Below are 22,877 nucleotides of genomic sequence, written 5' to 3'. Positions count from 1 at the left end.
AGTAAAGTGTTACCGAAAATACTGAGAAATTTTAACGTATTTGTTGATGGTCGTGGTTATGCAGGGAAAATTGATGAAATAACCTTGCCGAAGCTTACCATAAAAACTGAAGAATACAGAGCTGGTGGTATGGATATTCCAGTAAATATTGATATGGGCATGGAAAAGCTTGAAGCAGATTTCACTTTTGCTGAATACGATACAGAGCTCTTTCGGCTATTTGGGTTGATAAATGGAAATTCAGTAGCTTTGATGCTCCGTGGTGGAATGCAAGGTAGTGGAAGTAATGATATTGAAGCAGTAATAATCAATTTAAGAGGCATTTTTAAAGAATTTGATTTTGGTAACTGGAAACCTGCTGAAAAAGCAACGCTGAAGTGTACTGTAGCTGCTCATTACTATAAACTTACCATAGGTGGCAATGAGCTGATAGAGATCGATGCTGAAAATATGATAAGAAAGATAAATGGCGTTGATCAAATGGCCTTGCTGCAAACGGTTTTAGGAATATGAAAACTTATTTGAAATTTTATTTTTTAAGGAGAAGCATATTAAAATAACTTTAAAAGTGTAAAAATATTTTATTTTTTAGGAGAATTTTATGAAAACTATAACACTAAACAACCCAATTACAGTTGATGGAATTTCTGTCTCAGAACTTACCGTTAGACGTCCAAAAGTTAGGGATTATCTTGCCATAGATCGTCTAAATGGTAGTGATTTAAGTAAAGAAGTCACTCTGACAGCGAACTTAACATCAGTGGCAAAAGAATCAATTGAGGAGTTAGATATTGCTGATTATGTTAAAGTACAAGAGGTGCTCAAGGATTTTTTTTCACCAGTTATTCAAAGAACTTGAGGTCAGAAGTATTAATGTTCAGCTCTGTTGTAGGAGGCGGAGTTGAACAAATACTTGATATGGAGATTAGTGAATTTATTTTATGGAGCAAATTAGCTAGGGAGTTCAAATGTCAGTATTATCGATAAAAATAGGTGCAGTACTTGATGGCAGTTTTAATACTGTAATAAAGGGCAGTAGTAGTCAACTTACTCATCTTGGTGAGAACATAAGAAAGCTTGACTCATCTTTAAAATCAGTATCAAAATTTAAGCAGTTGGGTAGTGATGTTTTGACTAGCAGGAGGTCGTGGAAGGGCTTTGAAGATCAAGTAAAATCTTTAGCTAAACAAATGAAAGCAATAGAGAAACCGAGCAAAACTTTAAAAGCTGAATTTGATAAAGCTAAGTTTTCTGCAACAAAAGCAAAAGAAGCATATTTGAAAAAGAGAGATGCTTTGCATTCATTTAATGAAGAAGTAAGGAAAAGTGGAAGAAATATTAAGTCATTAGTAAGTGATCAATATAAACTTGGTTCTTCTATTGAAGTGCTAAAAGGTAAGTATGGTAAGCTTGGGTCTGCAATACGTAGTCACCAAAGTTTTTTAGCAAGCAAAGCACATTTTAAGTCACAAATTATAGAGACTATTGGGCTAGGGCTAACGCTTGCAGCTCCAGTTAAAGTTGCGATTGACTTTGAAAGTGCTATGGCTGATGTTACAAAAGTGGTAGATTTTAAAAAAGGAACGGATGAAGCAACTAAATTTGCAAAGAAGTTAAAAGAGATGTCACGCACTATACCATTATCAGCCGCAGAACTGGCACAAATAGCTGCAAGTGGTGGTCAACTTGGTATCAAGAAAGAAGATCTTTTTATGTTTACAGAAACAGTGGCAAAAATGTCTACAGCATTTGATATGTCTGCAGAGCAAGCAGGTGATTCTATAGCTAAACTCTCTAACGTTTATGGCATTGATGTTAGTAAAATGGAACATGTTGGTAATGTGATCAACCACTTATCAGATAACACTGCTGCTAAAGCAAGAGATATGGTTGAAACTCTAGCAATAGTTGGTGGTACTGCAAAGCAGTTTGGTTTGGATATCGAGAAAACAAGTAGTTTAGCAAATGCTTTCATTAGCTTAGGTAAAACACCTGAAAAAGCTGCAACTGCTATAAATGCTCTACTTAGTAAACTTCAGACTGCTGAAGAACAAGGAGGGGATTTTAAAGCAGCATTAGAGCAAATGGGAATAACTGCAGAAGAAATAGTACAAAGAATAAGCGAAAACGGCGAAGAAGCATTACTCTATTTTTTTCAAACTCTAAAGAAAATGGATAACCAGGAACGTTCTACAATCCTTATGAAACTTTTCGGTCAGGAATATCAAGATGATATTGCATTATTAGCTGGAAGTTTTAATAAGTATGAGGATGCAATAAAGTTATTGGCTAATACAGAAAAGTACAAGAGCTCTCTACAAGAAGAATTCAAAAATCGTGCAGACACTACAGCTAATAAATTACGACTTCTTCGAAATGCAATAGCTGAAGTTGGTATGAACCTGGGCTCAGTGATGTTGCCTACTTTAAAATCTATAGCTGAATTTTTACAAGAAAAAACTAGATATATAGCAGAGTTTGCAGAAAAATATCCAACTTTAACCACGGCGATCATGGGTACTGTAGCATCCTTGATAAGTTTAAAAATTGTAGCAGTAGGACTAGGATACGGATTTACATTGCTAGGAAGTACGATTTTTAGTCTGAAAGCAAACCTACTTGGAGTATTTTCATTTTTATCAGCTACAGTTTTTCCTGCAGTAGTAACAGGACTAAGAGCAATAACACTCGTTAACCCTATAGGACTTTTAGTTGCTGGACTTGTTACTGGTGCAGCTCTTGTTATAGCTAACTGGCAAAAGGTGAAAGACTTTTTCTCTAGCTTGTGGAAATCACTCATTGAACCTATAGGAAAAGCTTTTTCATGGATAGGGGAAAGTGTATTTGGAAAAGTATTGGAAAATAGCCCACTGAAAGAATTTGAAAAAAGAAAAACTGAAATAAAAGCAGTCCATACTCCCATAAAGAGTAATATTCTCAACAGTGGAAATCCTGTGCTAGGTAACAGTATAATTAAAGAATTTTCAAAGAGAAATAAAAATAGCTTCAGAGTCAAAAGCCTTATTGAGGAGACAGAGAGCGATAAGATATTTGCAAGGAGTAAGTTTGAAAATAAAGAACAAAATAAAACTCAGAACATCACTAATAATTACACTATCAGCATTAAAGCAGAACCTAACCAAGATGTTCGTAGTCTTGCAGATGAAGTAATAAAAAGGATAAGAGAAAAGTCACGTGATGTTTTATTTGATACGGTAGAGACATTTTATTGATGCTATCTCTTGGTCCGTATAAGTTTGCTCCCACAAGTTTAAAGTATAGCAAAGAAAATCGTTGGAGCACGATTGAGTGTATTGAAAATATGCCACTATTACAAAATATCGGTCAAGGTGTAGAAAATATAGATTTAGAAGGAATGATTTATCTGCATAATCTCAACGGGCTAAATCAATTAAAGAGTGTGAAAGAAGCTGAAAAACCACATATTTTAGTAGATAGTTTAGGTAATATTTTAGGACAATTCGTAATTACTAGGTTAGAAGAAAAGCAGATGTATTTTTTACCTAATGGACTACCAAGAAAAGTTGAATTTAGTTTGAGTTTAAAAAGCTATAGATGACTGTATACTATGTGAGTAAAGAAAATGAGATGTTAGATCTGATTTGCTGGAAACATTACGGATTTACTGATGGAGTAGTGGAATTAGTACTAGCAGAGAACTTAGGTTTGGCAGAATACGGAAGCTTTTTGCCTGCAGGATTAAAGATAAAGCTTCCTACTATTAAGAAAATAGTACAAAAGTCAAAATTAAAGGTCTGGGAATAAATGCAGCCAGATTTTATAATAGATAAATGTGAATCAATTAAAGATAGAGTTATATCATTGCACCTTACAGATGAATCAGGAATAATAGATGATGTAGTTGAAGTGTGTGTTAATTACAGGGATGAAGACATAGATATTCCGAATGAATTGAACATAGCACTAGGTTATAAGGAATTTGGAATCTTTCCAATGGGTATATATACAGTCAACGAAGTGACTATACAGGGTCCACCTAAGACTCTACTAATCAAAGCTCATGCAACAAATTTAAGAATATCTTTGAAGGCAAAAGTATCAAAAGAATGGCGCCAAATTACCATAGAAAACTTAGTAAAAGAAATAGCCCAAAAACATGGATATGGATACAAAGTCGCTAAGGAATTTAAGAGTGTATTGATACCCCATATTAATCAGGCAGATGAAAGTGATATAAGTCTGTTAACAAAGATCGCAACAGAGCGTGAAGCAATGGCAAAATTAGCTGGTGGGTATATATTGTTTATTTCAAAGAATATGGCAAAATCAGCCACAGGAAAAGCTTTAGGAACAACGACTATTAGACCTCAAGATACAATTAACTGGAAAGTACATTTTACCGTACGTGATAAGTATAATTCAGTAGTGGCAAAGTGGCATAGCTATGAAAAGGGCGAAACTATTAAAGAAACAGTTGGTAGTAGCGAGCCAAGTTATATTATGCTGGAACTTTACTCTAATGCAGAGTGGCTTTGTTGCATAGCACTGATAGGCATGTAAATCACAGTGAATTTACGCAGCTAATTTAAATTCAGCCATACCTATATCAGTAAATTTGTTCAATAAGTAGCACTTAATTAACAGCTCTTTTTCACGATTTACCTCTGATTTATTTTTCAAGCCAAACCCAAATATTTGCTTCAACCTATAGAAAAAGACTTCAATATAAGACCGTGCTCCATACTTAACTTTTTTCTTCCATTCATTAATACCATCTTCATAATTCTCATATGACCTAATTCTACTAATATACTTGTTTCTTTCTGATAAGTAGTCAGCTAAACAAATTTTAGTATCCTTCCTAGGGCGAATAATAGGCACAATATTGTATTTTCTGCATTCTTTATACACACTTTTTATATCATAAGCCGCATCTGCTCGAATAGAACAAATGTTATATTTATCACTGACTTCTTCTAACATATCGCAGACCGGCAAATAGTCTACAGCAACACCACTAGTGTAGTTCATGCTTATTGCTTTCTTATCATTTATGTTTAAAACAACATGTAATTTTCTTACTTGACCATAACCACTGTATTTTCTTTTTCGAATATTAAGCTTACTATGCCCACCGTTATTATTGTAGATACTAACTCTAGTGCTATCTACGGCAATTTCAACATTTTCCAGATCATCTTTATTGCTTCTATGGTCATCAATCTTCAAATTAAGCTTTTTAAATCTTCTGGAAGCTTGTGTATAGCTGATAATCTTAAGTTTTTTGCCTATTTGTACCATATAACCTTTTACAAAACCTACAGCTTGTCTCAAGCCAATTCTAAAAAGATGAACTATTATGTGTATTAAAATTACAACTTTATCACTATAAGTGTTATTGCCACCTGCAACTTTTGGACTATTTTCATACCAATTTTCTATGGCTTGATTAACAAAATGAAAAACATTTCCTCTTTTTTTGAGAAACTCGTTATATTCTCTTTGGTTACTTACTCTCATTTTTTGTGGCATAAGTTGTACTTGTTTGAAAAATGCCTATTTTACAACAAAATTCGTTAGTAGCCATATATTAAAAAGCTTTTCTTCTTACAATAACCTCAACCAACACTAGCTATGCAACAAAGCCATGCAGAGTCAGCGCTGAGTGCAGCAAATGCCAAGTTGAAACAATTGAAGCGTAACAATGAAGCTTTAGATATAACTATGCCTGGTAATCCTCAAATTTTTGCAGAAGCTAAACTTAATCTTATAGACTTTAACCAAGCGGTAGATGGTGAATGGATAGTTAATAGAGCGGAGCATACTTTAAATAGCTCAGGTTACCTTACTATGTTGTCAGCATCTTTGAGTAAGTAATGTTAATAAAAAATGAGTAAATGATCTATTTAATATTAAAAAGATGTTGAATATGGATAAATTGGGTCAAGATACAAAAAACAAGCTGCATTTTTGGTGGCTTATAACAGTAATAGTATGTATTATTGCTACCTATTCCTACATGAAGGCAAAGGCTGCAGATAATTATAAAACGATATTACGCATTGCTTCTCAAAATTGTAACTTAGAGACTGTAAAATTCTTAGTAGAAAATCTATTAGATATTAATGTGCAGATCCCTAAATTAACAGCACTACATTATGCTGCAGAAGAGGGATGTGCAGAGGTTGTAAAATTCCTAGTAGAAAAAGGAGTTGATATAAATGCTACGAAATATGAAAGATGGACACCTTTACATGCAGCTACATATGAAGGCAAATTGGAGATAATTAGATTTTTATTAGACAAAGGTTCAGACCCTACCATTAGAGATACAGATGGAAAAACACCAAGGAAAATTGCTGTATTAAGATCACGGCATAATAAGGACAAACCTTATGATGAAATCATTAAGCTACTTGCAGAAGCAGAGGATCGATACAAATCAATAGAAAGAAATCACTAAAGCTGTAAGTTTTCTATAATCTGTATATAAACTTCTAAAACTATCCATAACAAGTTAATATCTTCACATGAAAAAGCAAAAAATCCCAATCACAGTAATAGTAACGATAGTAATACAGACCATAGCAACAATTTGGTGGCTCGCTAAGCTTGATTTAAAAGTACAAATTCATGATCAATTTATAGAACGAAATCACGAACTAATGGAAACAGTTTATCGCCTTGAGGAGCGGGTAAAAAACCTCATTGAAGAAGTTAATGAGCTTGAGCAAAAACACAAATAAATTTCACAGTGGTAAAATACATTTTATCCGTTGATGGAGGTGGCATTAGAGGGATAATACCTGCCATTATTCTAGCAGAAATTGAATCTAGGACAAAAAAGCCAATTTCCCAGATTTTTGATTTAATGGCAGGAACCTCAACCGGTGGGATTATTGTTGCTGGACTTTGTAAAAGCAATAAACTTCAATACTCTGCCAATGATTTGGTTGAACTTTATCAAGAGTATGGAGCATATATCTTTCAATCATCATTTTGGAGAAAATCAATTGCTTCTTGGCTGAGTGGTTCTCAGTACTCATATAGAAATATGGAATTTATTCTCAACAAATACTTTGGTGAAAGTACTATGGCCGATGTTGCGAGTAATCTACTACTCACCAGTTATGACATTCACAATAGTTGTGAATTTTTCTTCAAAAGTTGGAAAGAAAAAAACATTAAGTTGAAAGATGCACTCAGAGCTACAACAGCTGCTCCAACGTACTTCACACCAAAACGTCTGAAAATTAGCCAAACAGAGAGAGTATTGATAGATGGTGGAGTGTTTGCAAATAATCCAGCGGCTTGTGCATATGCAAGTGGTAAGAGGTTATTTCCAAATGATGAGATTATACTGCTATCAATAGGCACTGGTGGAACAGATAGAAGTATAAAGTATGCTAACTCAAGGAAATTTGGCAAAATAGGGTGGATCAAGCCACTACTGAATGTGATGTTTGCCTCTGGATTGGATTGCGTTGATTATCAACTAGAACAAGTAATAGACGATAAATATATAAGAATACAATCGCAATTGAAAGTAGCATCGACTGAGATGGACAATATTACACTCAAAAATATCAAATCTCTTCAGCAAGAGGCAAATGCAATGATAGAGGACAACCAGAAATTAATAGATAAACTTTGCGATTTCATATCTTAATTTATACCAAGCAAAATTCAACTGAGCCAAAAAAGTTGGTTAGCAAATTCTGCTGGTTAAATCATTAACTAACTTTACTTATATCTTAAACACATTCAATTTTCACACTCACCCAACTCATCAGCAGTTAGGCCACTTGCTCGCACAATAATATCAATAGCAACACCTTCCTTAACTAGATCTTTTGCAATCTTGATTTTCTCTGCTTTTTTAACCTTTTCTTTACCAGTTTGCATTCCTTCAGATAAAGATCTAGCTACCGTATCCAGTAATTCTTGATCCTCAATTTTTTCGCATTTACCTATAAACCCAAAAACTGGCTCATTTTCATATTCTGTTAGTCCAAGAGCTTTAATGTTAACTGATAATGTCTTTGCTATCTTATATAATATTTCAATTGGAATGTCTGTATATCCTCGTTCATAGTCGTGTATTTCTTTAGGTGTTGAACCGATTTTATTTGCCAAGTCCTCCTGAGTGTATTCCCGTATTAATCTCTGCTCTTTTATCCTTTTCCCCACTTTGTAGAGTATAGAATCAGTACAAATTTCTTTCTCTATATCATCATATTCGTAAGTAGATAAGCGAGTCACTTGGGAAATAATATCAACTGAAACTCCTTCTTTCACTAGATTCTTTGCTACTTCTATTTTCGCTTCTTCTTGGCTAATTTTCTCGCTAATATATACAAACCTTACTAATGGATACAGCTTCTTGCGTAATTCCTGATCCTTAATTTCTCTATGTATTTTTGTTAGATAGACTATTTCTTTATCCTCATCTTCATACCAACTGTTTTCTCTTAGTACTGTTGGTCCTGGAAGTAGATCTATAACATTAACTGACAATGCTCCTGCTATTATATACGATTCTTTGATTGTAATAGCCTTGCACCCTAGTTCAAAGTTATGTATTTCCTTATGTGTTAAACCAATTTTGCTTGCTAATTTTGCCTGAGTATACCCTTGTACTATCCTACAACCTTCTATTTTTTTCCCCAGCTCGTAGCTTACTGAGCCAATATGCTCTGAATTATCATAGATAAATCCTCTAAAAGCTGTTTTTCCTACAGAAGCAAACATATATTCTATCACAAAAAAATCCACTATTGGCTAAGTTTTTATGAAATCACAAAAATTTCTCAATCATATAATTTGATAAGCCTGTCGTTTGCAAGATAATATCAACAGAAATTCCTTCTTTCACTAAATTCCTTGCAACTTCAATCTTCTTTTCCTCTCTGACCTTTTCTCTATAAACATGTATACCTTCAAATAAAGACTTGATTAGCATATCGCGTAATTCCCGACTCTCAATCTTTTTGTATTCTTCTATCAACTTTGATAGCTTTTCTTCCGCTTCACTATCCTCATCTGATTCGGGAAGTAGATCTATGATACTGATTGATAATACCTTTGCTATTTCATCTAACATTTCAAGTGAGACAGCAGCTCTCCCTTGTTCATATTCGTATATTCCTTGATTTGTTATGCCAACTTTATTCGCTAAATCTTTTTGTGTATATCCTCGTATCAATCTCCACTCTTTTATCCTTTGCCCTACTTTGTATGGAACCGGAATTTTGTTCTCCTCATACTCACCAATAGATAAGTTAGTTGTTCGAGAGATAACATGAGCAGAAACTCCTACTTTCATCAAACCCCTTGCTACTTCTATTTTTACCGCTTTTCTGCTTCTTTCCTCACTCAAACGAATAAATTTGGTTAATAAATAAAATACCTCGCTTAATTCTTTATCTTTATAACCCTTTACTAAATTTAATATTTCTTCATCTTCAAAATATCTTTTTTCATTTGGTAGCGTCTCTCCACAAACTAGACCTTTAACATTTACTGATAATGCTTCTGCTATAGCATATAATTTCTTAATTGGAATTTTACGACTCCCTTTTTCATATTGCAGTATTGCCCAGTACTTTACACCAACCTTCTCCGCTAAATCCTTCTGAGTATACCCTCTCTCTAACCTCCAATTTTTTACTTTTTGCCCTACCTCACAGTCTAGACTTTTTTCCATACAAAGAACCATACATATAATATTTTCTACTATAGCTCAAAGGCTCCAGATATAATGGTAGACTCTGGAACCTTAAAATAAATGAATTAAAGCCCCCTAAAAGTTTCTTTACTATTTTCACGTACTTTATCTACCCATGAAGACAATTTTTCACTTGGGCTATCAACCTCCTTCATAAGCTGCTTGCTATTCCATATGCCACATCTCATAAAACTTCCCTTTTCTACTGCTTCTTTAAGTTTTACTCCAGCAAAAAGACAATTTTTTCCTATTTCTTCGCCTCTTTCTTGTAATTTAGACCACATTTCCTTATTTTCTACTCTGACTTGTACTTGATCATATTTTTTTACATCGTGGTACAATATAATATCTAGCTTACCAATGCTTGTAGGAAATTCTAATATAATAGAGCTTCCATCTGACATATCGATATAGTTTCTTATACCTCCCTTCTCACTTTTAACCTCAACTGCATCATTGCCAATTTTTAAAATATTACTTCCTAGCTCTCTTTTTGCTTCCAGTATTTTGGCTACCTCTACCTTGCTATCCCCAGAAAATTCTATATACGATGTTGTATTATCTATTTCAACATCTATTAATTCTCCTTCTTGCACAGCACTTTCGCCAGCTTTCTCTAGTTCTTCTAGTCTCTCATCTATATGTGGCTGAACTTCTGGTTGTAGCTCATTATAGATTTCACCTATCAATTTATTCTCCAATAAAGTATCATGAAACTCTGCACCGTTTAGCATTAATTTACGTATTAGCTTTTTACGATCAGCCTTATCAAATTTATGAAAATGTGTGCCCAGTATCACATATTCCGCGAGGCTCCACTCTCCATCATTACATGCATTTAGCCTTGCTCCAGCAGCTAGTGCTTCGTCTACAACCTTGTGCAGTTCATTTGGACTTTTTGCTCTTACCACAGCACTCTTAAACCAGCTCAACTTTTCTGCACTTGGCTTTATTTTTTTCAAAGCTGAAGCAAATGGATTTTTATCTTCTTGATCACTTACAGGTTTTGTGCCATAAACATAGTCAAATCCTTTCCCATAGTTGATTTTGTTTTCGCGAACTTCTCTACCAGGGAAAGGTGCTATTTCTTCAGGCTTTTTAGCCTTATTAATTTTGCTTACAAAGGTGGATTGCTCCTTAGTACGACCAATTCCTACAATAGCATTTAACACCTCACCTTTTGATAATCTATCAAGATCAATGTTTAACTCGTAAGTACCTCCTTCTTGATCATCAAAAGGTACAATTATTTTATTAACCATATTAGCCTCCGCTATTAAATATACTTTACTAAGTCTATAACCTACTTTATTACTTTATTATTAATTCAATATATACTTTCTCATTAATTATAAGCAATGATTAATGTGATTGCAAATACTTTCTTCATTCAAGTAGTTAAACAACTCATGAAAATCTTCAAACATCTGCTTTATAACAGTCCTTGCTCTTTAAAGCTAAAATACCCAACACTTGTGATGATAATGTGATCCAGCAACCTAATCCCTATAGTCTGACAAGCTTTAGCCAAGTCTTTAGTTACAGCTTCATCCTCATCAGATGGCTTTAACCTTCCTTCTGGGTGGTTATGCGATATTATTATTGACGTCGCTTTTCTTATTAATGCCTTTCTTGTTACTTCTCTTATGTAAAAAGGTACCTTATCCACTGTACCAGTGAACACTTCTTCCCCCTTTAAACGGCACTTTTGATCAAAATATATTATTTTCATCTTTTCCTCCTCTGAATAACCAATACTCACCCTCAAATATTTTACTATGGTTTCCAAGTTATCCATTACAGGTCCTTTCTTTAACTCTTCTCTTGGTACTCTCTTTGCAGCTTCCTTTAGGCATAAAATTACTGCTACTGTAGAGTCAGTTATCCCTTCTATAGTTTTCAAGTCATCTATTTCCTGGCCTAAAACTCCTCCTATTCCAAAATTATCTATTAGCTTTCTAGCAATAATTCGAGCTTCTTCCCTGTCATGCACTGCACTTAGAAACGTTTCTATTACTTCACGATCAAGTAGTGCTTTACCGTTGCTTTCTAATGCTCTGAATTCTATTTCTTCTCTACGATCTTTCTTATTATTCATAAAAATTACCCTTCACTAATAACAAAATGTTTTTATATATTTACTGCTGTTTTTTGTCAGCATTGGCATAAGGCCATAGCTTTTGAGTGAAGTCAAATCAATTTTTCAATCTTTTTTACTTATTTTTTCATCAAAAAGTAAAGATATTAATAGATACTGATTTTTTATTTTAAATTTGTTGAATTTCGTCTAAAGAGATGCCCACTGTTTTTAAAATAATATTGATAGAAATTCCTTCCTTAACTAAATTCTTTGCAATTTTCATCTTTTCTACTCTCTTCACTTTCTCTTTGCAAACTTGTATGCTTTCAAACAGAGATTTTATGAGTACATGACGTAATTCTTGGCTTTTAATCTTTTTGTATTCTTCTATTAACCTTGATAGTTCCACTTCACTATTCTCATTTTCTCTTGTTTCTGGAAGCAGATCTGTAATATTAATTAATAGCATCTTTGCTATTTCATCTAACATTTCAAGTGAAACAGCAGCTCGTCCTTGTTCATATTCATATATTCTTTGATTTATTATGCCCACTTTACTTGCTAAATCTTCCTGAGTGTATCCTCTTCTCAACCTCCATTCTTTTACTCTTTGACCTACTTTATACGGAATGGAAATTTTTTTCTCATCATTATCATATTCATCAACAGATAAATTGGTTGTTCGAGAGATAACATGAGCAGAAACTCCTTCCTTAACCAAACCCTTTGCTACTTCTATTTTTACCGCCTTTCCACTTTCTTCCTCACTAATACGGATGAATTTAGTTAATAAATAAAACGTTTCACGTAATTCTTGATCCTTAATCTCTCTATGTCTTCTTACTAGATTTAATACCTCTTCTCCCTCATACCTTCCCTCATTTGATACTTCTTGTACGCAAGCTAGATCTCTAGCAGTTGTTGATAATGCTTCTGCTAATTCATATAACTTCTTAATTGAAATTCTGCGTGTTCCTTTTTCGTATTGAAGTATTACCTGATATGTTGTTCCGATTTTTTTTGCTAAATCTTTTTGAGTATATCCCTTTGCTAATCTATGATTTCTTACTTCCTGTCCTATTACTTTGTAATCTAAAAAATTAGAGCATTTATTCTCTTTTTTCACATTTTATACTCCATAACCAGAAGAGCTGTTACGTATACTTAATTGGGAACCTTTTTGACAAACTGAACTCATCTCCTTTCAAACAATTTTTCTATATCACTTAGTTTCATTTCTATATACGTTGGTCTTTCATGACCAGAATATGGAGTTTTCTCAATTTGTCTTAGTATCTCATTCATCTCTTCCAATTTCATTTTTCTTCCTGCTCCATGGCAAGCGATTGTGGCTGATATTTTATTCACCTTATCCTCTATTGACAACGTATCTTCCATTTCCGTTAACTTATCTACTATATCAACTAGCATCTCTTTTATATCTATTGTTCCCAAGATTGAAGGTATTTCTTTCACCATTATTTTATCTTCTGATTCTATTTCAATACCAAAACCCATTTCAAAAAGCTTATCTTTATAAGTTTTAACCATCTCCATTCCAGCTTGGTTTTTAATTTCAACTATTTCAGGAATGAGAAGTTTTTGTCTTTTTATGCTTGTTAAGCACTCGTATATCAACCTCTCATAGGCTGCATGTTGATCTACTATAATCAGCCTATCTCCAGCCTCAGCAATAATGTAAGTATTGTGGACCTGACAACGTGCATATCCTAGGGGATGATCCTCTACCAAATCAATTTGCTTCCTTTCTAAAACCATCGTTCCCTTTTGGGCTGGGGATTCTCCATACTTAAAAGTTTCTGGTAAGCTTTGCCTTCTTTCATCTGGTGCATTGAATTCTTTCATTAGACGATTTTCTAAAAGACTTGGTCTCTTTTCATAAAACTCTTTTTGATCTTTTTTCTCTTGACTATCAACCTGCTCTTGGCTTTTACTATCATTAAAAATTAGCTCCTCTTCAATACCTTGATCACCCGCTGCAAATCTCGTTGATAGTGTTTTTATTATCCCTCTTCTCACTATTTCATATATTAGCCTTTTATTCTGAAATCTTACTTCCGATTTATTTGGATGCACATTTACATCTACTTGGTCATATGGTACTTCTAAATGCACCACTGCAAAAGGATACCTATTGTTTGGAATAAAATCGTGATACGCATATCTAATTGCACCAACAAGTAGATTGTCTTTTATTGGCCTTCCATTAACAAACGTATAAATCTGAGTTGAGTTGCCACGATTGACATTAGGTTTACAGATGTGTCCCTTAAGTTTGATGCCTTCTTCTTCCTCTTTAACTTCCAGTGAATTGCTTTGAAATTCTTCTTCTATTTCACATAATCTGTTGAACAGCGAAGTTTGCTTAACATATTTTAAGAGCTTTTTATTACCAGAAGTGAGAGTAAACCCAATACTATAATTAATCATCGCTAAGTTATTCACAATATCAACAATACTTTGTGTTTCTGCCCTTTCGGTTTTTAGAAACTTTAGTCTATTTGGTGTAGCAAAAAATAAGTCACGAACTTCAATATATGTACCTTGCAACAAAGAACAAGGGGTAATCTCTCTTATTTTTTCTCCTCCCTCATACCTTATAGACCATGCTTCCTTTGCTCCACTTGCCTTAGACGATAATTTCATTCTGCTTACTGCTGCAATTGAAGGTAAAGCTTCTCCCCTAAACCCAAGGTGCTTGATTTCTATTAACTCACTATCGCTTAATTTTGAAGTGGCATGCCTCATAAATGCTAGTTCTAAGTCGTCCTTTTCTATTCCATTTCCATCATCTGTCACAGTTATAAGGTTACGTCCACCACTTTCTATTTTGATCTCTATCTCTGAACTTCCAGCATCTATTGCATTTTCTACTAATTCCTTTACTACACTCGCTGGCCTTTCTATTACCTCTCCCGCTGCTATACGATTTATAGTTTTTGTGTCTAAAAGAATTATTGCCATATTTTCAACTCTCAGTCTGATCAGTTTAATATCAATTAAAATCAGATTGTCTATTAAATTCTATTCTAAGCCCTTTCATGAAGATCATTAGAATTATGTATAATTATTAATGCTTTTTAAGTGGATTTCCTATTGTTCTTTCTAAGTTCCTTGGTGCACGTAACGATTATTCTTTAAAAAGAATATTGGCTACTGAGAAGAATGAAGACATCTTCATCAGAAAAAAAAGGGGCAAAAACAGAGAAAATTGACGTAGCTACTTAAGGCAGGTGTCTCTATTGCAGCTGAGACAACTGATCTACTCATGATCAAATGAAGAAGTTATAAGCATACAGATTGGATTACAGTATCTTTTTTAAGAAGAAGATTTATCTTGCTTAAAAACTTGTAGATACTATATTTTACATAAATTCTTCATGCGAGGCCTTTATGTTTACTAATAGAATATCTAATAATCTGGATCAGCTGCAATTTTTTGTAGAGTTTTTAAATGAAAATTATGAAATTCAGAAACATCTTAGTCTTACACCACTACATTTAGCAGCAGGAAATGGTCAGTTGGATTTAGTCAACACTTTATTAGGAGAAGGTTTAGATATTAATTCAGAGATTAAGTACGATGGCTTTACGCCACTGTATTTTTCAATTGCAAAAAATCGCTTAGAGATGGTTAACTTTCTTATTGCTCATGGAGCAGATGTAAACCATAAGACCATTCTAGGCTTTACACCTTTAAGTTTTGCATCCCAGCAAGGATATTTAGATATAGTCAACACCTTGATTGCAAATGGAGCAGATCTTAGTACTAAAACAGATAAACTTAATACACCTTTACACCTAGCAGCAGAGAATGGTCATCTAGATATAGTAAATGTTTTTATTGAAAAGGGATTAGATGTTAATGCTGTAAATAATGATCGAGCAAGACCTTTGCATTCTGCAGTACAAAATGGTAACCTCGAAGTAGTTAAAGCTCTTATTTCACAAGGGTCTAATATTAACGCTGGATCTTCAGGCATAGGTAATCATAAAGTTGATGCAAACATTACACCCTTACATCTGGGAACACAAACTGGTAGGTTAGATATAGTTAAAGTTCTGCTTGAAGCGGGAGCAAACGTTAATGCAAAAACAGATGATAAGATTACACCTCTACATTTAGCGTCTCAAAATGGCTTTTTAGAGTTAGTAGACATTTTACTAAAAGCAAAATCTAATGTTAATGCTAAGGATTATGAGAATCTTACACCTCTACATTTAGCAGCAGAACGTAATCACTTTGGAGTAGTTAAGTCTCTTCTTCTCGTAAGGGGAATTGATGTTAATGCTAAGGACCACGATAATTCCACAGCTTTACATATAGGATCTCAGAATGGTCACTTAGAAGTAGTGAAGCTACTAATAGAGAAAAAAGCCAATGTTAATGCTAAAAAAAACGAAGGTTTTACACCTTTGCATCTAGCAATTCAGCAAAGTCATTTCGAGGTGAGTGATTTTTTAATTAAAAATGGAGCAAACATTAACACCGTGGATGATCAGAATTGGACTCCTTTACATAATGCAGCATATAATGGTTTTTCTTTAAAAATAGTAGAGAGCTTAATTGCAAAAGGAGCAAATATAAATGCAAAGATGGATGATGGTAGAAGAGCTCTACATTTGGCAGCAGAACATAATCACTTGGAAATAATGAATTTCTTGATTGAAAATGGAGCAGATATTAATGCTCTAGATAACAGAAGTTGGACTCCTCTACATTGTGCAGCATATGATGGTAATTTAGAAGTTGCTAAATCTTTGCTTGATAAAGGAGCAGACATTAATGCTAAAACAGTTAAAAGTACTACACCTCTACACTTTGCAGTAGACCATGATCATTTAGAGGTGGTTGAATTGCTCTTAGAAAAGGAAGCAGATATTAATGCTTTAGATCACACAAATTGGACTCCTTTACATTTTGCAGCAGAAAAAGGTTATGATCAGATAGCAACCGTTCTATTGAAACATGGTGCTGATGTAAATGTAAAAGAAAATCAAAATAAAGGCACAGCCCTACATCTTGCAGCTCAATATGGTCATCCTAAGGTAGTTAAAACTCTTATTATAAATGGAGCGGATGTTAATGCAAAAATGGATAAAAATGCTACGCCTTTACACTTAGGGGCACAAATTGGTAATTTAGATATAGTTAGGTCTCTACTTATGAGCGGAGCATACTTTAATGCTAGAGCTGAAGGAGGTAGATATGTTTTACCATTACACTTTGCGGAAAGAAGAGGAAACCCAGAAGTAATAAAATTACTAAAATTGGTTGAGAAGTTATTTAAGGCTATAGAAGATAATAATTATTTAGGAATTGAGAGTTCCATTAGAGATGGAGCAATCATTGATTCGAAGAACGTGGATGGAAGAACGCCATTACATTATGCTGTTAATAATGGGCACATAAAAGTTGTAAATATCTTGCTAGCAAATGGAGCTGATGCTACTAAAGTTACTAACAAGGGTAATACACCATTACACACTGCTGCTTCCAAAGGTCATAAAGAAATTATTGAAGCTTTGTTACAACGTGTAAGCCACAATAAATTGAGTGATTTTATTAATGCTAAAACTACTTCTAGTGGTACTACATCACTTCATGTTGCAGCTAAAGGTGGCTCCTTGGAAGTTGTAAAATCTTTATTAAAACATGGTGCAATTTATAACATCAAGAATAAAGAAGGTAAAGCACCACTTGATCTTTCTCGAGACCAAAATATTACTAACCTATTGAAATTAGTAGAAGAGCTGTTTGAGAATGCAAAAAATGGTAATGTTGAAATTATCAGTAAGCTGAAAGCAATAAAACCTGATGAGCGCGTAGCTGTAACAAATGCTCGTAATGATCAAGACAAGTCATTAGTCCAGGTTGCAGTAATCAATAAACACTCAAACCTTGCAAGTAGATTATTAGAAATATTAAAAAGTCCAGATCAGAGTTTACAAGATGTCAGCGTAGAAAATCGAGTAAAGAGTTTAAAGTTATAGCTCTCTTAAATGAAACTCTAATGAGGGTGCCAAGATCTAGAAAATATACAAAAATTTTGTTACAAAATAGTGAAATTTAGGAGGATTTTAAAAATATGCTAAATAATAATATTAACAAAGAATTAGAAAAAGCAGTCTATGAACGAAACTTAGAAAAAGTTAAAGCTCTTTTGTCTGCAGGTGCTAATGCTAACCTTAGAGTAGAAAGGAATAGAGATACGTTACTTCATACTACTAGTAGTGTAGAAATTACTAAAGAGCTTTTGTTAGGTGGTGCCGAAGTCAATTCAAGAAACATGTATAGTGAAACTCCACTACATTCTGCTATAACACTGGGGAAGGAATTAGAATTAGTTAGAGAACTTCTGAAACATGGTGCTGATGTAAATGCAACAAACCGTAAAGGCAATACTGCACTGAACCATGCTGTAAAAAAAAGTGGTAAAAATCTGGAAGTAGTTAAAGAACTATTAGAATATGGAGCTGATATTAATATAAGAAATCGTGAACGACGGCTTTATGATAATTGTTCCACATCTTTAGATAACGCTGTAAGTGATCTAGCATGCGCTAAATTGTTGATTAAATTTACTTTAGTAAGGAACTTCAATAAGGATTACGGAAAAATTATTGACTTATCTCCTTATAAAGGAGGCAGTAATTACAGTAAATTATCAAGTTATCTAGATGACTGTGTTTGTGAAATTCTTCAAATGAAAACAGATGAAATAAAAGATAGCCTTCCACTATATGAATTTGTTACAAATAACTTCAACATACATGTACTATATAATAATCAATTATCTGTAAGACTAGCAAAAATTGATTATTCCATACGCTATCCTATATATAATGATATCATATTAGATAAGGTAAAACCTTTTTTAGAAAGAGCAGATTTGTTAAATAAGTTAAGTAAGATACAATTTTATACTAAATTAGATGTGGCAGATCAAGATGCCAAAGAAAAGAAAATTATTCTGGATCATGATTCTACATATAATATAACTGAATATCTATCTAATGATAACTTGTTAAACTTTATAGTAGCGTTTGATGATTCCAATAAACGTACTTTTCAATCTTTAAGTTCCTTAAATAATCTCGTAGAGCCTGGTACAAGACTTTATGAAACTTCTATAAGTAATGATACCAAACGTGCAAGATTAGAATAAATACATTTTTTGTCAGTACTAGAGTTTTTTATGAACAACAATTAGTCGTATGGTTCCAGAGAGGTGATACATAAGAGATTGCTATAATGCCAAAACACTAAACTTAGTGCTTTTTTATGTAAGTTGATCATCATTTCTCTTTGTTGTTTTCAAACGGGTTATTATTAGTAGGTGTTACTAAAAATTTAAACAACCAACACATTTCCCACACCCAAAATCAAATGTTGTGAAGGCTTTTCGTCCTGAAATTGCAGGATTAGTAGATATTCTCTCAAAAATATTTTATTAACAAAAGATGCTATTTTAATTTTTGCCATATTAAGTAAACTTTGCTATTCTAATACTGGTGTAAATATATCTCAGAGAGGGTTTATGCATGTACCTAAACAACAAACCAGTTTTTATCAAGAAGATAAACAGTTTTTATCACGTTCTTACACATCAAAAGAGGAGTTTATTAGAGAATATAAAAAGCTCTACCGCAGAAAAGCAAAAGCTGAAGAACTTTATCTCCTGGTTTTAACTGAACTCGAAGAGGCAATATCAGATGGTAATGTCGACAGCTTAAAAAAATTAAGCAATTTTATTGATTACATAACTGATGCAGAAGATCAAGTAACTTTGAGAGACTATTATGATAATGCTAACAATCCTGTTAAGAGTACTAACTTAGTTATCTTAGCTTGTAAACACAATAAGGTAAAGATTTTAGAATACCTACTTGGCAATAATAGTAAAATTCTCAGTAATTTATCTGTTGGCATCAGAGAAACTACTATATTACCAGATGATGAGGATGAAACATGCCATAATGCGTTTTATTATGCTATACGTTCAGGTAATGTTGAACTTCTTGATACACTCATTAATAAATGGCCAGGTAATTATTTTGCTGTTCATTTCAGGGAATTAGATGAAATTCTTTCACGAGCTTATGAGGAATTAAAGCTAAAGAACGTATTATTATCAGAAGAGATAGAAATTTTTGTTGAAAATAAATTGATAAACCTCCGTTTTTTCTCTAGTGCTTCTGGACAAGATCAGAATGTGAAGAGTTATCTTAATAACATAAGAGAGCGGATTGAGTTAGTACTTCAAAATATTAGCCTGTTAAAGGCAGAGTATTCAAACACAGAAAAAGTAGATGAAAAGTTTTTATTCATAGCAAAATTTATTGCACAAAATATTCATATATTAAAGCGGCAGTTGAAATCAACCTACGATAGACTACCTTGGGAAGAAATGGAATTTTGTTTGATCAGTTTTGTTTCTTCTCACATAAAACGACAGGAAATGAATCTATTCTATAATGCCACATTGAATAAAAGTAAAATACTAGACCACTTGGAAAATTTTGCAAAGAAACTTAAAGAAGAAAAAGATATTATAGAAGGTGTGGACATTGGTAAATTTGCTGATCTCCCGAAGTTAAAACGTGAGAGGGTTGTTGCAGAGATCGTTAGCAATTATCCTCAATTTGGAGAGTTGTATAGCGATTATCAACAAATTAGGGATATTCATTCTTTAGAGAAAATAAGTGATTATATAAAGTTGGCATTATCAGCTAATCCTAAAGAAAGGGAAGGACAGTTAATTATTACAAGGGTTTTACAGGTTATTGGTGAATATTTAAAAAACACTCTAGAATCTCCCAAGTTATCTAGCACTACAAGCGAGCTTCTTCTACTATCATTACCAAAGAACACAAGAGAAGTCATTATAGATTTACGTAATTCACTGTCACATGCTTACTCGCTCTCTAAAAGAACAGAGATTGAGGAAAATACAGATGTTAACTTTTTTATTGGTGTTCAAAATGATACTAAAAGAATCGATAATGTAATTACTGATATTCTTTACAATAACAAGATTAAAATAGTCATAATATTGCTAAAGAAAATTACCAGTAGTGAAAACTTAGACGAGATAAAAGAAGTTGCTGGAATATTTAGTAACGTTGAATTAGATGAAATGATTACAGAGAGTTTTAAAGTGATGGAACATGATAAGCTTGAAAAACTCATAAAAGAATTAAGCAATAATATAACTGAAAAGACGAATTATGAAAAGGAGCTGTTTAATAAAATTGATAACATAATCAATTTTGCAAAAACTAAATCAAAAAATATCAGAACTGATTATGTTACGGCGTTTATATCATTAAAGAGCTTAGATGTTGGTTTGAATGACAATAAGATTGACCATAATGTTATTAGAGGAATAAAATTCTTTGCTAATAAAACACTAGAGAATATTCCTTCCCAAATAGAGTCTCACAATCTTAAAGAAATAGCCGAACTATCAATGAAAATTTCTCATAGTGTTAGGTCAAGAATACAGGATGACAACCTTGATAAAGTAAATAGATTAACTTGTGAGATTTTTTACATTGCTGAACTTGGAACAGGTGACCTTAAATGGATTGAGGAATTAAGAAACAAGTTGAATGAGAAAGGTTCGTTTATTCCTATACATAAACAAAGGAAGGCTTACAACATAACAGAAGAAAAATACAATAACCAGCTTGAACTGAAGTTATCTGAACTGAAAAGTATTTTGAGGAATAACGCATTAAGTGGCAAGTTAACTGAAAAGCTTCCTTCCTACAAGAGGAATAAAAAGTTGCAAGCAGTAGTAGAAATGCTTGTTCTGGATATAATGTCAATTTTAGGTAGATCAGAGAAGCATCTAGAAAACAATCTACTTTTTTTAGATGATAACACTCCTTTATTAACTGGAAAATGTTTGCGTAATCATTTAGCACACGATAATACCTTAGTTGATGTATTGTTATCTGATCCCTCAAGGCTTTGTTGCATAGCTAGTGTTGGTTGAGGTTATTGTAAGAAGAAAAGCTTTTTAATATATGGCTACTAACGAATTTTGTTGTAAAATAGGCATTTTTCAAACAAGTACAACTTATGCCACAAAAAATGAGAGTAAGTAACCAAAGAGAATATAACGAGTTTCTCAAAAAAAGAGGAAATGTTTTTCATTTTGTTAATCAAGCCATAGAAAATTGGTATGAAAATAGTCCAAAAGTTGCAGGTGGCAATAACACTTATAGTGATAAAGTTGTAATTTTAATACACATAATAGTTCATCTTTTTAGAATTGGCTTGAGACAAGCTGTAGGTTTTGTAAAAGGTTATATGGTACAAATAGGCAAAAAACTTAAGATTATCAGCTATACACAAGCTTCCAGAAGATTTAAAAAGCTTAATTTGAAGATTGATGACCATAGAAGCAATAAAGATGATCTGGAAAATGTTGAAATTGCCGTAGATAGCACTAGAGTTAGTATCTACAATAATAACGGTGGGCATAGTAAGCTTAATATTCGAAAAAGAAAATACAGTGGTTATGGTCAAGTAAGAAAATTACATGTTGTTTTAAACATAAATGATAAGAAAGCAATAAGCATGAACTACACTAGTGGTGTTGCTGTAGACTATTTGCCGGTCTGCGATATGTTAGAAGAAGTCAGTGATAAATATAACATTTGTTCTATTCGAGCAGATGCGGCTTATGATATAAAAAGTGTGTATAAAGAATGCAGAAAATACAATATTGTGCCTATTATTCGCCCTAGGAAGGATACTAAAATTTGTTTAGCTGACTACTTATCAGAAAGAAACAAGTATATTAGTAGAATTAGGTCATATGAGAATTATGAAGATGGTATTAATGAATGGAAGAAAAAAGTTAAGTATGGAGCACGGTCTTATATTGAAGTCTTTTTCTATAGGTTGAAGCAAATATTTGGGTTTGGCTTGAAAAATAAATCAGAGGTAAATCGTGAAAAAGAGCTGTTAATTAAGTGCTACTTATTGAACAAATTTACTGATATAGGTATGGCTGAATTTAAATTAGCTGCGTAAATTCACTGTGATTTACA

21 protein-coding genes are annotated in these 22,877 nt (G+C 33.1%); 14 read left to right on the top strand and 7 right to left on the bottom strand.

Annotated features, from left to right (window positions below):
- Positions 1-6 precede the first annotated feature (6 nt).
- The 6 genes from AAGE00_RS02570 to AAGE00_RS02545 all read left to right on the top strand — a co-directional run bounded on the left by AAGE00_RS02570 (position 7) and on the right by AAGE00_RS02545 (position 4,542).
- Positions 7-513 (top strand): phage major tail tube protein, encoded by a 507-nt coding sequence (locus AAGE00_RS02570; RefSeq protein WP_108783961.1) that lies wholly within the window; start codon positions 7-9, stop codon positions 511-513.
- Between the two features lie 88 nt (positions 514-601).
- Complete coding sequence (locus tag AAGE00_RS02565) at positions 602-859, top strand: phage tail assembly protein (RefSeq protein ID WP_264375233.1); 258 nt, start codon at positions 602-604, stop codon at positions 857-859.
- Positions 860-968: 109 nt separating this feature from the next.
- The gene (locus AAGE00_RS02560) at positions 969-3,233 is read left to right on the top strand and encodes a phage tail tape measure protein (protein ID WP_108783959.1); all 2,265 of its coding nucleotides are present in this window, start codon (positions 969-971) and stop codon (positions 3,231-3,233) included.
- Positions 3,233-3,580: a phage tail protein gene (locus tag AAGE00_RS02555; protein WP_039950887.1), complete on the top strand. Its 348-nt coding sequence runs from the start codon at positions 3,233-3,235 to the stop codon at positions 3,578-3,580. Before AAGE00_RS02560 ends, AAGE00_RS02555 begins: the two co-directional genes overlap by 1 nt.
- Positions 3,577-3,786, top strand: coding sequence for a tail protein X (locus tag AAGE00_RS02550; RefSeq protein WP_006015620.1), 210 nt, complete (start codon positions 3,577-3,579; stop codon positions 3,784-3,786). Before AAGE00_RS02555 ends, AAGE00_RS02550 begins: the two co-directional genes overlap by 4 nt.
- Entirely contained in the window at positions 3,787-4,542 is a 756-nt protein-coding gene (locus tag AAGE00_RS02545) for a phage tail protein (protein ID WP_341815335.1), read from the top strand.
- A gap of 12 nt (positions 4,543-4,554) precedes the next feature.
- Here AAGE00_RS02545 and AAGE00_RS02540 read toward each other — a convergent pair whose 3' ends face one another.
- Complete coding sequence (locus AAGE00_RS02540; protein WP_341815149.1) at positions 4,555-5,514, bottom strand: IS5 family transposase; 960 nt, start codon at positions 5,512-5,514, stop codon at positions 4,555-4,557.
- 102 nt (positions 5,515-5,616) lie between these two features.
- Here AAGE00_RS02540 and AAGE00_RS02535 point away from each other — a divergent pair, with 102 nt between their 5' ends.
- The 4 genes from AAGE00_RS02535 (at position 5,617) to AAGE00_RS02520 (ending at position 7,651) form a co-directional block, all read left to right on the top strand.
- Positions 5,617-5,859: a hypothetical protein gene (locus tag AAGE00_RS02535; protein WP_341815334.1), complete on the top strand. Its 243-nt coding sequence runs from the start codon at positions 5,617-5,619 to the stop codon at positions 5,857-5,859.
- A 52-nt stretch (positions 5,860-5,911) separates the two neighbouring features.
- Positions 5,912-6,445: an ankyrin repeat domain-containing protein gene (locus AAGE00_RS02530; protein ID WP_006015625.1), complete on the top strand. Its 534-nt coding sequence runs from the start codon at positions 5,912-5,914 to the stop codon at positions 6,443-6,445.
- A 67-nt stretch (positions 6,446-6,512) separates the two neighbouring features.
- A complete protein-coding gene (locus tag AAGE00_RS02525) occupies positions 6,513-6,728 on the top strand; it encodes a hypothetical protein (RefSeq protein ID WP_006015629.1) in 216 nt (71 codons plus the stop codon).
- Between the two features lie 8 nt (positions 6,729-6,736).
- The gene (locus AAGE00_RS02520) at positions 6,737-7,651 is read left to right on the top strand and encodes a patatin-like phospholipase family protein (protein WP_143688973.1); all 915 of its coding nucleotides are present in this window, start codon (positions 6,737-6,739) and stop codon (positions 7,649-7,651) included.
- Positions 7,652-7,746: 95 nt separating this feature from the next.
- Here AAGE00_RS02520 and AAGE00_RS02515 read toward each other — a convergent pair whose 3' ends face one another.
- From AAGE00_RS02515 to mutL, 6 genes are all read right to left on the bottom strand, one after another.
- On the bottom strand, positions 7,747-8,733 hold the full coding sequence (locus AAGE00_RS02515) for a helix-turn-helix domain-containing protein (RefSeq protein WP_006013990.1): 987 nt from the start codon (positions 8,731-8,733) through the stop codon (positions 7,747-7,749).
- Positions 8,734-8,779: 46 nt separating this feature from the next.
- On the bottom strand, positions 8,780-9,688 hold the full coding sequence (locus tag AAGE00_RS02510) for a helix-turn-helix domain-containing protein (RefSeq protein ID WP_006013992.1): 909 nt from the start codon (positions 9,686-9,688) through the stop codon (positions 8,780-8,782).
- An 86-nt stretch (positions 9,689-9,774) separates the two neighbouring features.
- The gene (locus AAGE00_RS02505; protein WP_213863739.1) at positions 9,775-10,971 is read right to left on the bottom strand and encodes a hypothetical protein; all 1,197 of its coding nucleotides are present in this window, start codon (positions 10,969-10,971) and stop codon (positions 9,775-9,777) included.
- A gap of 170 nt (positions 10,972-11,141) precedes the next feature.
- Entirely contained in the window at positions 11,142-11,807 is a 666-nt protein-coding gene (locus tag AAGE00_RS02500; protein WP_143688756.1) for a RadC family protein, read from the bottom strand.
- 169 nt (positions 11,808-11,976) lie between these two features.
- Complete coding sequence (locus tag AAGE00_RS02495; RefSeq protein WP_213863740.1) at positions 11,977-12,915, bottom strand: helix-turn-helix domain-containing protein; 939 nt, start codon at positions 12,913-12,915, stop codon at positions 11,977-11,979.
- 68 nt (positions 12,916-12,983) lie between these two features.
- A complete protein-coding gene (gene mutL / locus AAGE00_RS02490; protein WP_341815333.1) occupies positions 12,984-14,774 on the bottom strand; it encodes a DNA mismatch repair endonuclease MutL in 1,791 nt (596 codons plus the stop codon).
- A gap of 429 nt (positions 14,775-15,203) precedes the next feature.
- Here mutL and AAGE00_RS02485 point away from each other — a divergent pair, with 429 nt between their 5' ends.
- From AAGE00_RS02485 to AAGE00_RS02470, 4 genes are all read left to right on the top strand, one after another.
- Positions 15,204-17,804, top strand: a complete 2,601-nt coding sequence (locus AAGE00_RS02485) for an ankyrin repeat domain-containing protein (protein ID WP_264686214.1) — start codon at positions 15,204-15,206, stop codon at positions 17,802-17,804.
- 95 nt (positions 17,805-17,899) lie between these two features.
- Positions 17,900-18,979 carry an ankyrin repeat domain-containing protein gene (locus AAGE00_RS02480; RefSeq protein WP_264686615.1) on the top strand — a complete coding sequence of 360 codons (1,080 nt, stop codon included), beginning with the start codon at positions 17,900-17,902 and terminating at the stop codon, positions 18,977-18,979.
- 372 nt (positions 18,980-19,351) lie between these two features.
- On the top strand, positions 19,352-21,814 hold the full coding sequence (locus AAGE00_RS02475) for a hypothetical protein (RefSeq protein ID WP_341815332.1): 2,463 nt from the start codon (positions 19,352-19,354) through the stop codon (positions 21,812-21,814).
- 86 nt (positions 21,815-21,900) lie between these two features.
- Positions 21,901-22,860: an IS5 family transposase gene (locus AAGE00_RS02470; RefSeq protein ID WP_341815149.1), complete on the top strand. Its 960-nt coding sequence runs from the start codon at positions 21,901-21,903 to the stop codon at positions 22,858-22,860.
- Positions 22,861-22,877: the final 17 nt, after the last annotated feature.

Source organism: Wolbachia endosymbiont (group B) of Aricia artaxerxes (genome assembly GCF_964026975.1).
Lineage (GTDB): Bacteria > Pseudomonadota > Alphaproteobacteria > Rickettsiales > Anaplasmataceae > Wolbachia.
This window is presented reverse-complemented; position numbering and strand designations above follow the sequence as displayed.

Bases quoted from the DNA above. Each gene is read 5' to 3' on its own strand.
- AAGE00_RS02565 (WP_264375233.1), top strand. From the start codon at position 602: ATGAAAACTATAACACTAAACAACCCAATTACAGTTGATGGAATTTCT.
- AAGE00_RS02560 (WP_108783959.1), top strand. From the start codon at position 969: ATGTCAGTATTATCGATAAAAATAGGTGCAGTACTTGATGGCAGTTTT.
- AAGE00_RS02555 (WP_039950887.1), top strand. From the start codon at position 3,233: ATGCTATCTCTTGGTCCGTATAAGTTTGCTCCCACAAGTTTAAAGTAT.
- AAGE00_RS02550 (WP_006015620.1), top strand. From the start codon at position 3,577: ATGACTGTATACTATGTGAGTAAAGAAAATGAGATGTTAGATCTGATT.
- AAGE00_RS02545 (WP_341815335.1), top strand. From the start codon at position 3,787: ATGCAGCCAGATTTTATAATAGATAAATGTGAATCAATTAAAGATAGA.
- AAGE00_RS02540 (WP_341815149.1), bottom strand. From the start codon at position 5,514: ATGCCACAAAAAATGAGAGTAAGTAACCAAAGAGAATATAACGAGTTT.
- AAGE00_RS02535 (WP_341815334.1), top strand. From the start codon at position 5,617: ATGCAACAAAGCCATGCAGAGTCAGCGCTGAGTGCAGCAAATGCCAAG.
- AAGE00_RS02530 (WP_006015625.1), top strand. From the start codon at position 5,912: ATGGATAAATTGGGTCAAGATACAAAAAACAAGCTGCATTTTTGGTGG.
- AAGE00_RS02525 (WP_006015629.1), top strand. From the start codon at position 6,513: ATGAAAAAGCAAAAAATCCCAATCACAGTAATAGTAACGATAGTAATA.
- AAGE00_RS02515 (WP_006013990.1), bottom strand. From the start codon at position 8,733: ATGTTTGCTTCTGTAGGAAAAACAGCTTTTAGAGGATTTATCTATGAT.
- AAGE00_RS02510 (WP_006013992.1), bottom strand. From the start codon at position 9,688: ATGGAAAAAAGTCTAGACTGTGAGGTAGGGCAAAAAGTAAAAAATTGG.
- AAGE00_RS02505 (WP_213863739.1), bottom strand. From the start codon at position 10,971: ATGGTTAATAAAATAATTGTACCTTTTGATGATCAAGAAGGAGGTACT.
- AAGE00_RS02500 (WP_143688756.1), bottom strand. From the start codon at position 11,807: ATGAATAATAAGAAAGATCGTAGAGAAGAAATAGAATTCAGAGCATTA.
- mutL (WP_341815333.1), bottom strand. From the start codon at position 14,774: ATGGCAATAATTCTTTTAGACACAAAAACTATAAATCGTATAGCAGCG.
- AAGE00_RS02485 (WP_264686214.1), top strand. From the start codon at position 15,204: ATGTTTACTAATAGAATATCTAATAATCTGGATCAGCTGCAATTTTTT.
- AAGE00_RS02480 (WP_264686615.1), top strand. From the start codon at position 17,900: ATGCTAAATAATAATATTAACAAAGAATTAGAAAAAGCAGTCTATGAA.
- AAGE00_RS02475 (WP_341815332.1), top strand. From the start codon at position 19,352: ATGCATGTACCTAAACAACAAACCAGTTTTTATCAAGAAGATAAACAG.
- AAGE00_RS02470 (WP_341815149.1), top strand. From the start codon at position 21,901: ATGCCACAAAAAATGAGAGTAAGTAACCAAAGAGAATATAACGAGTTT.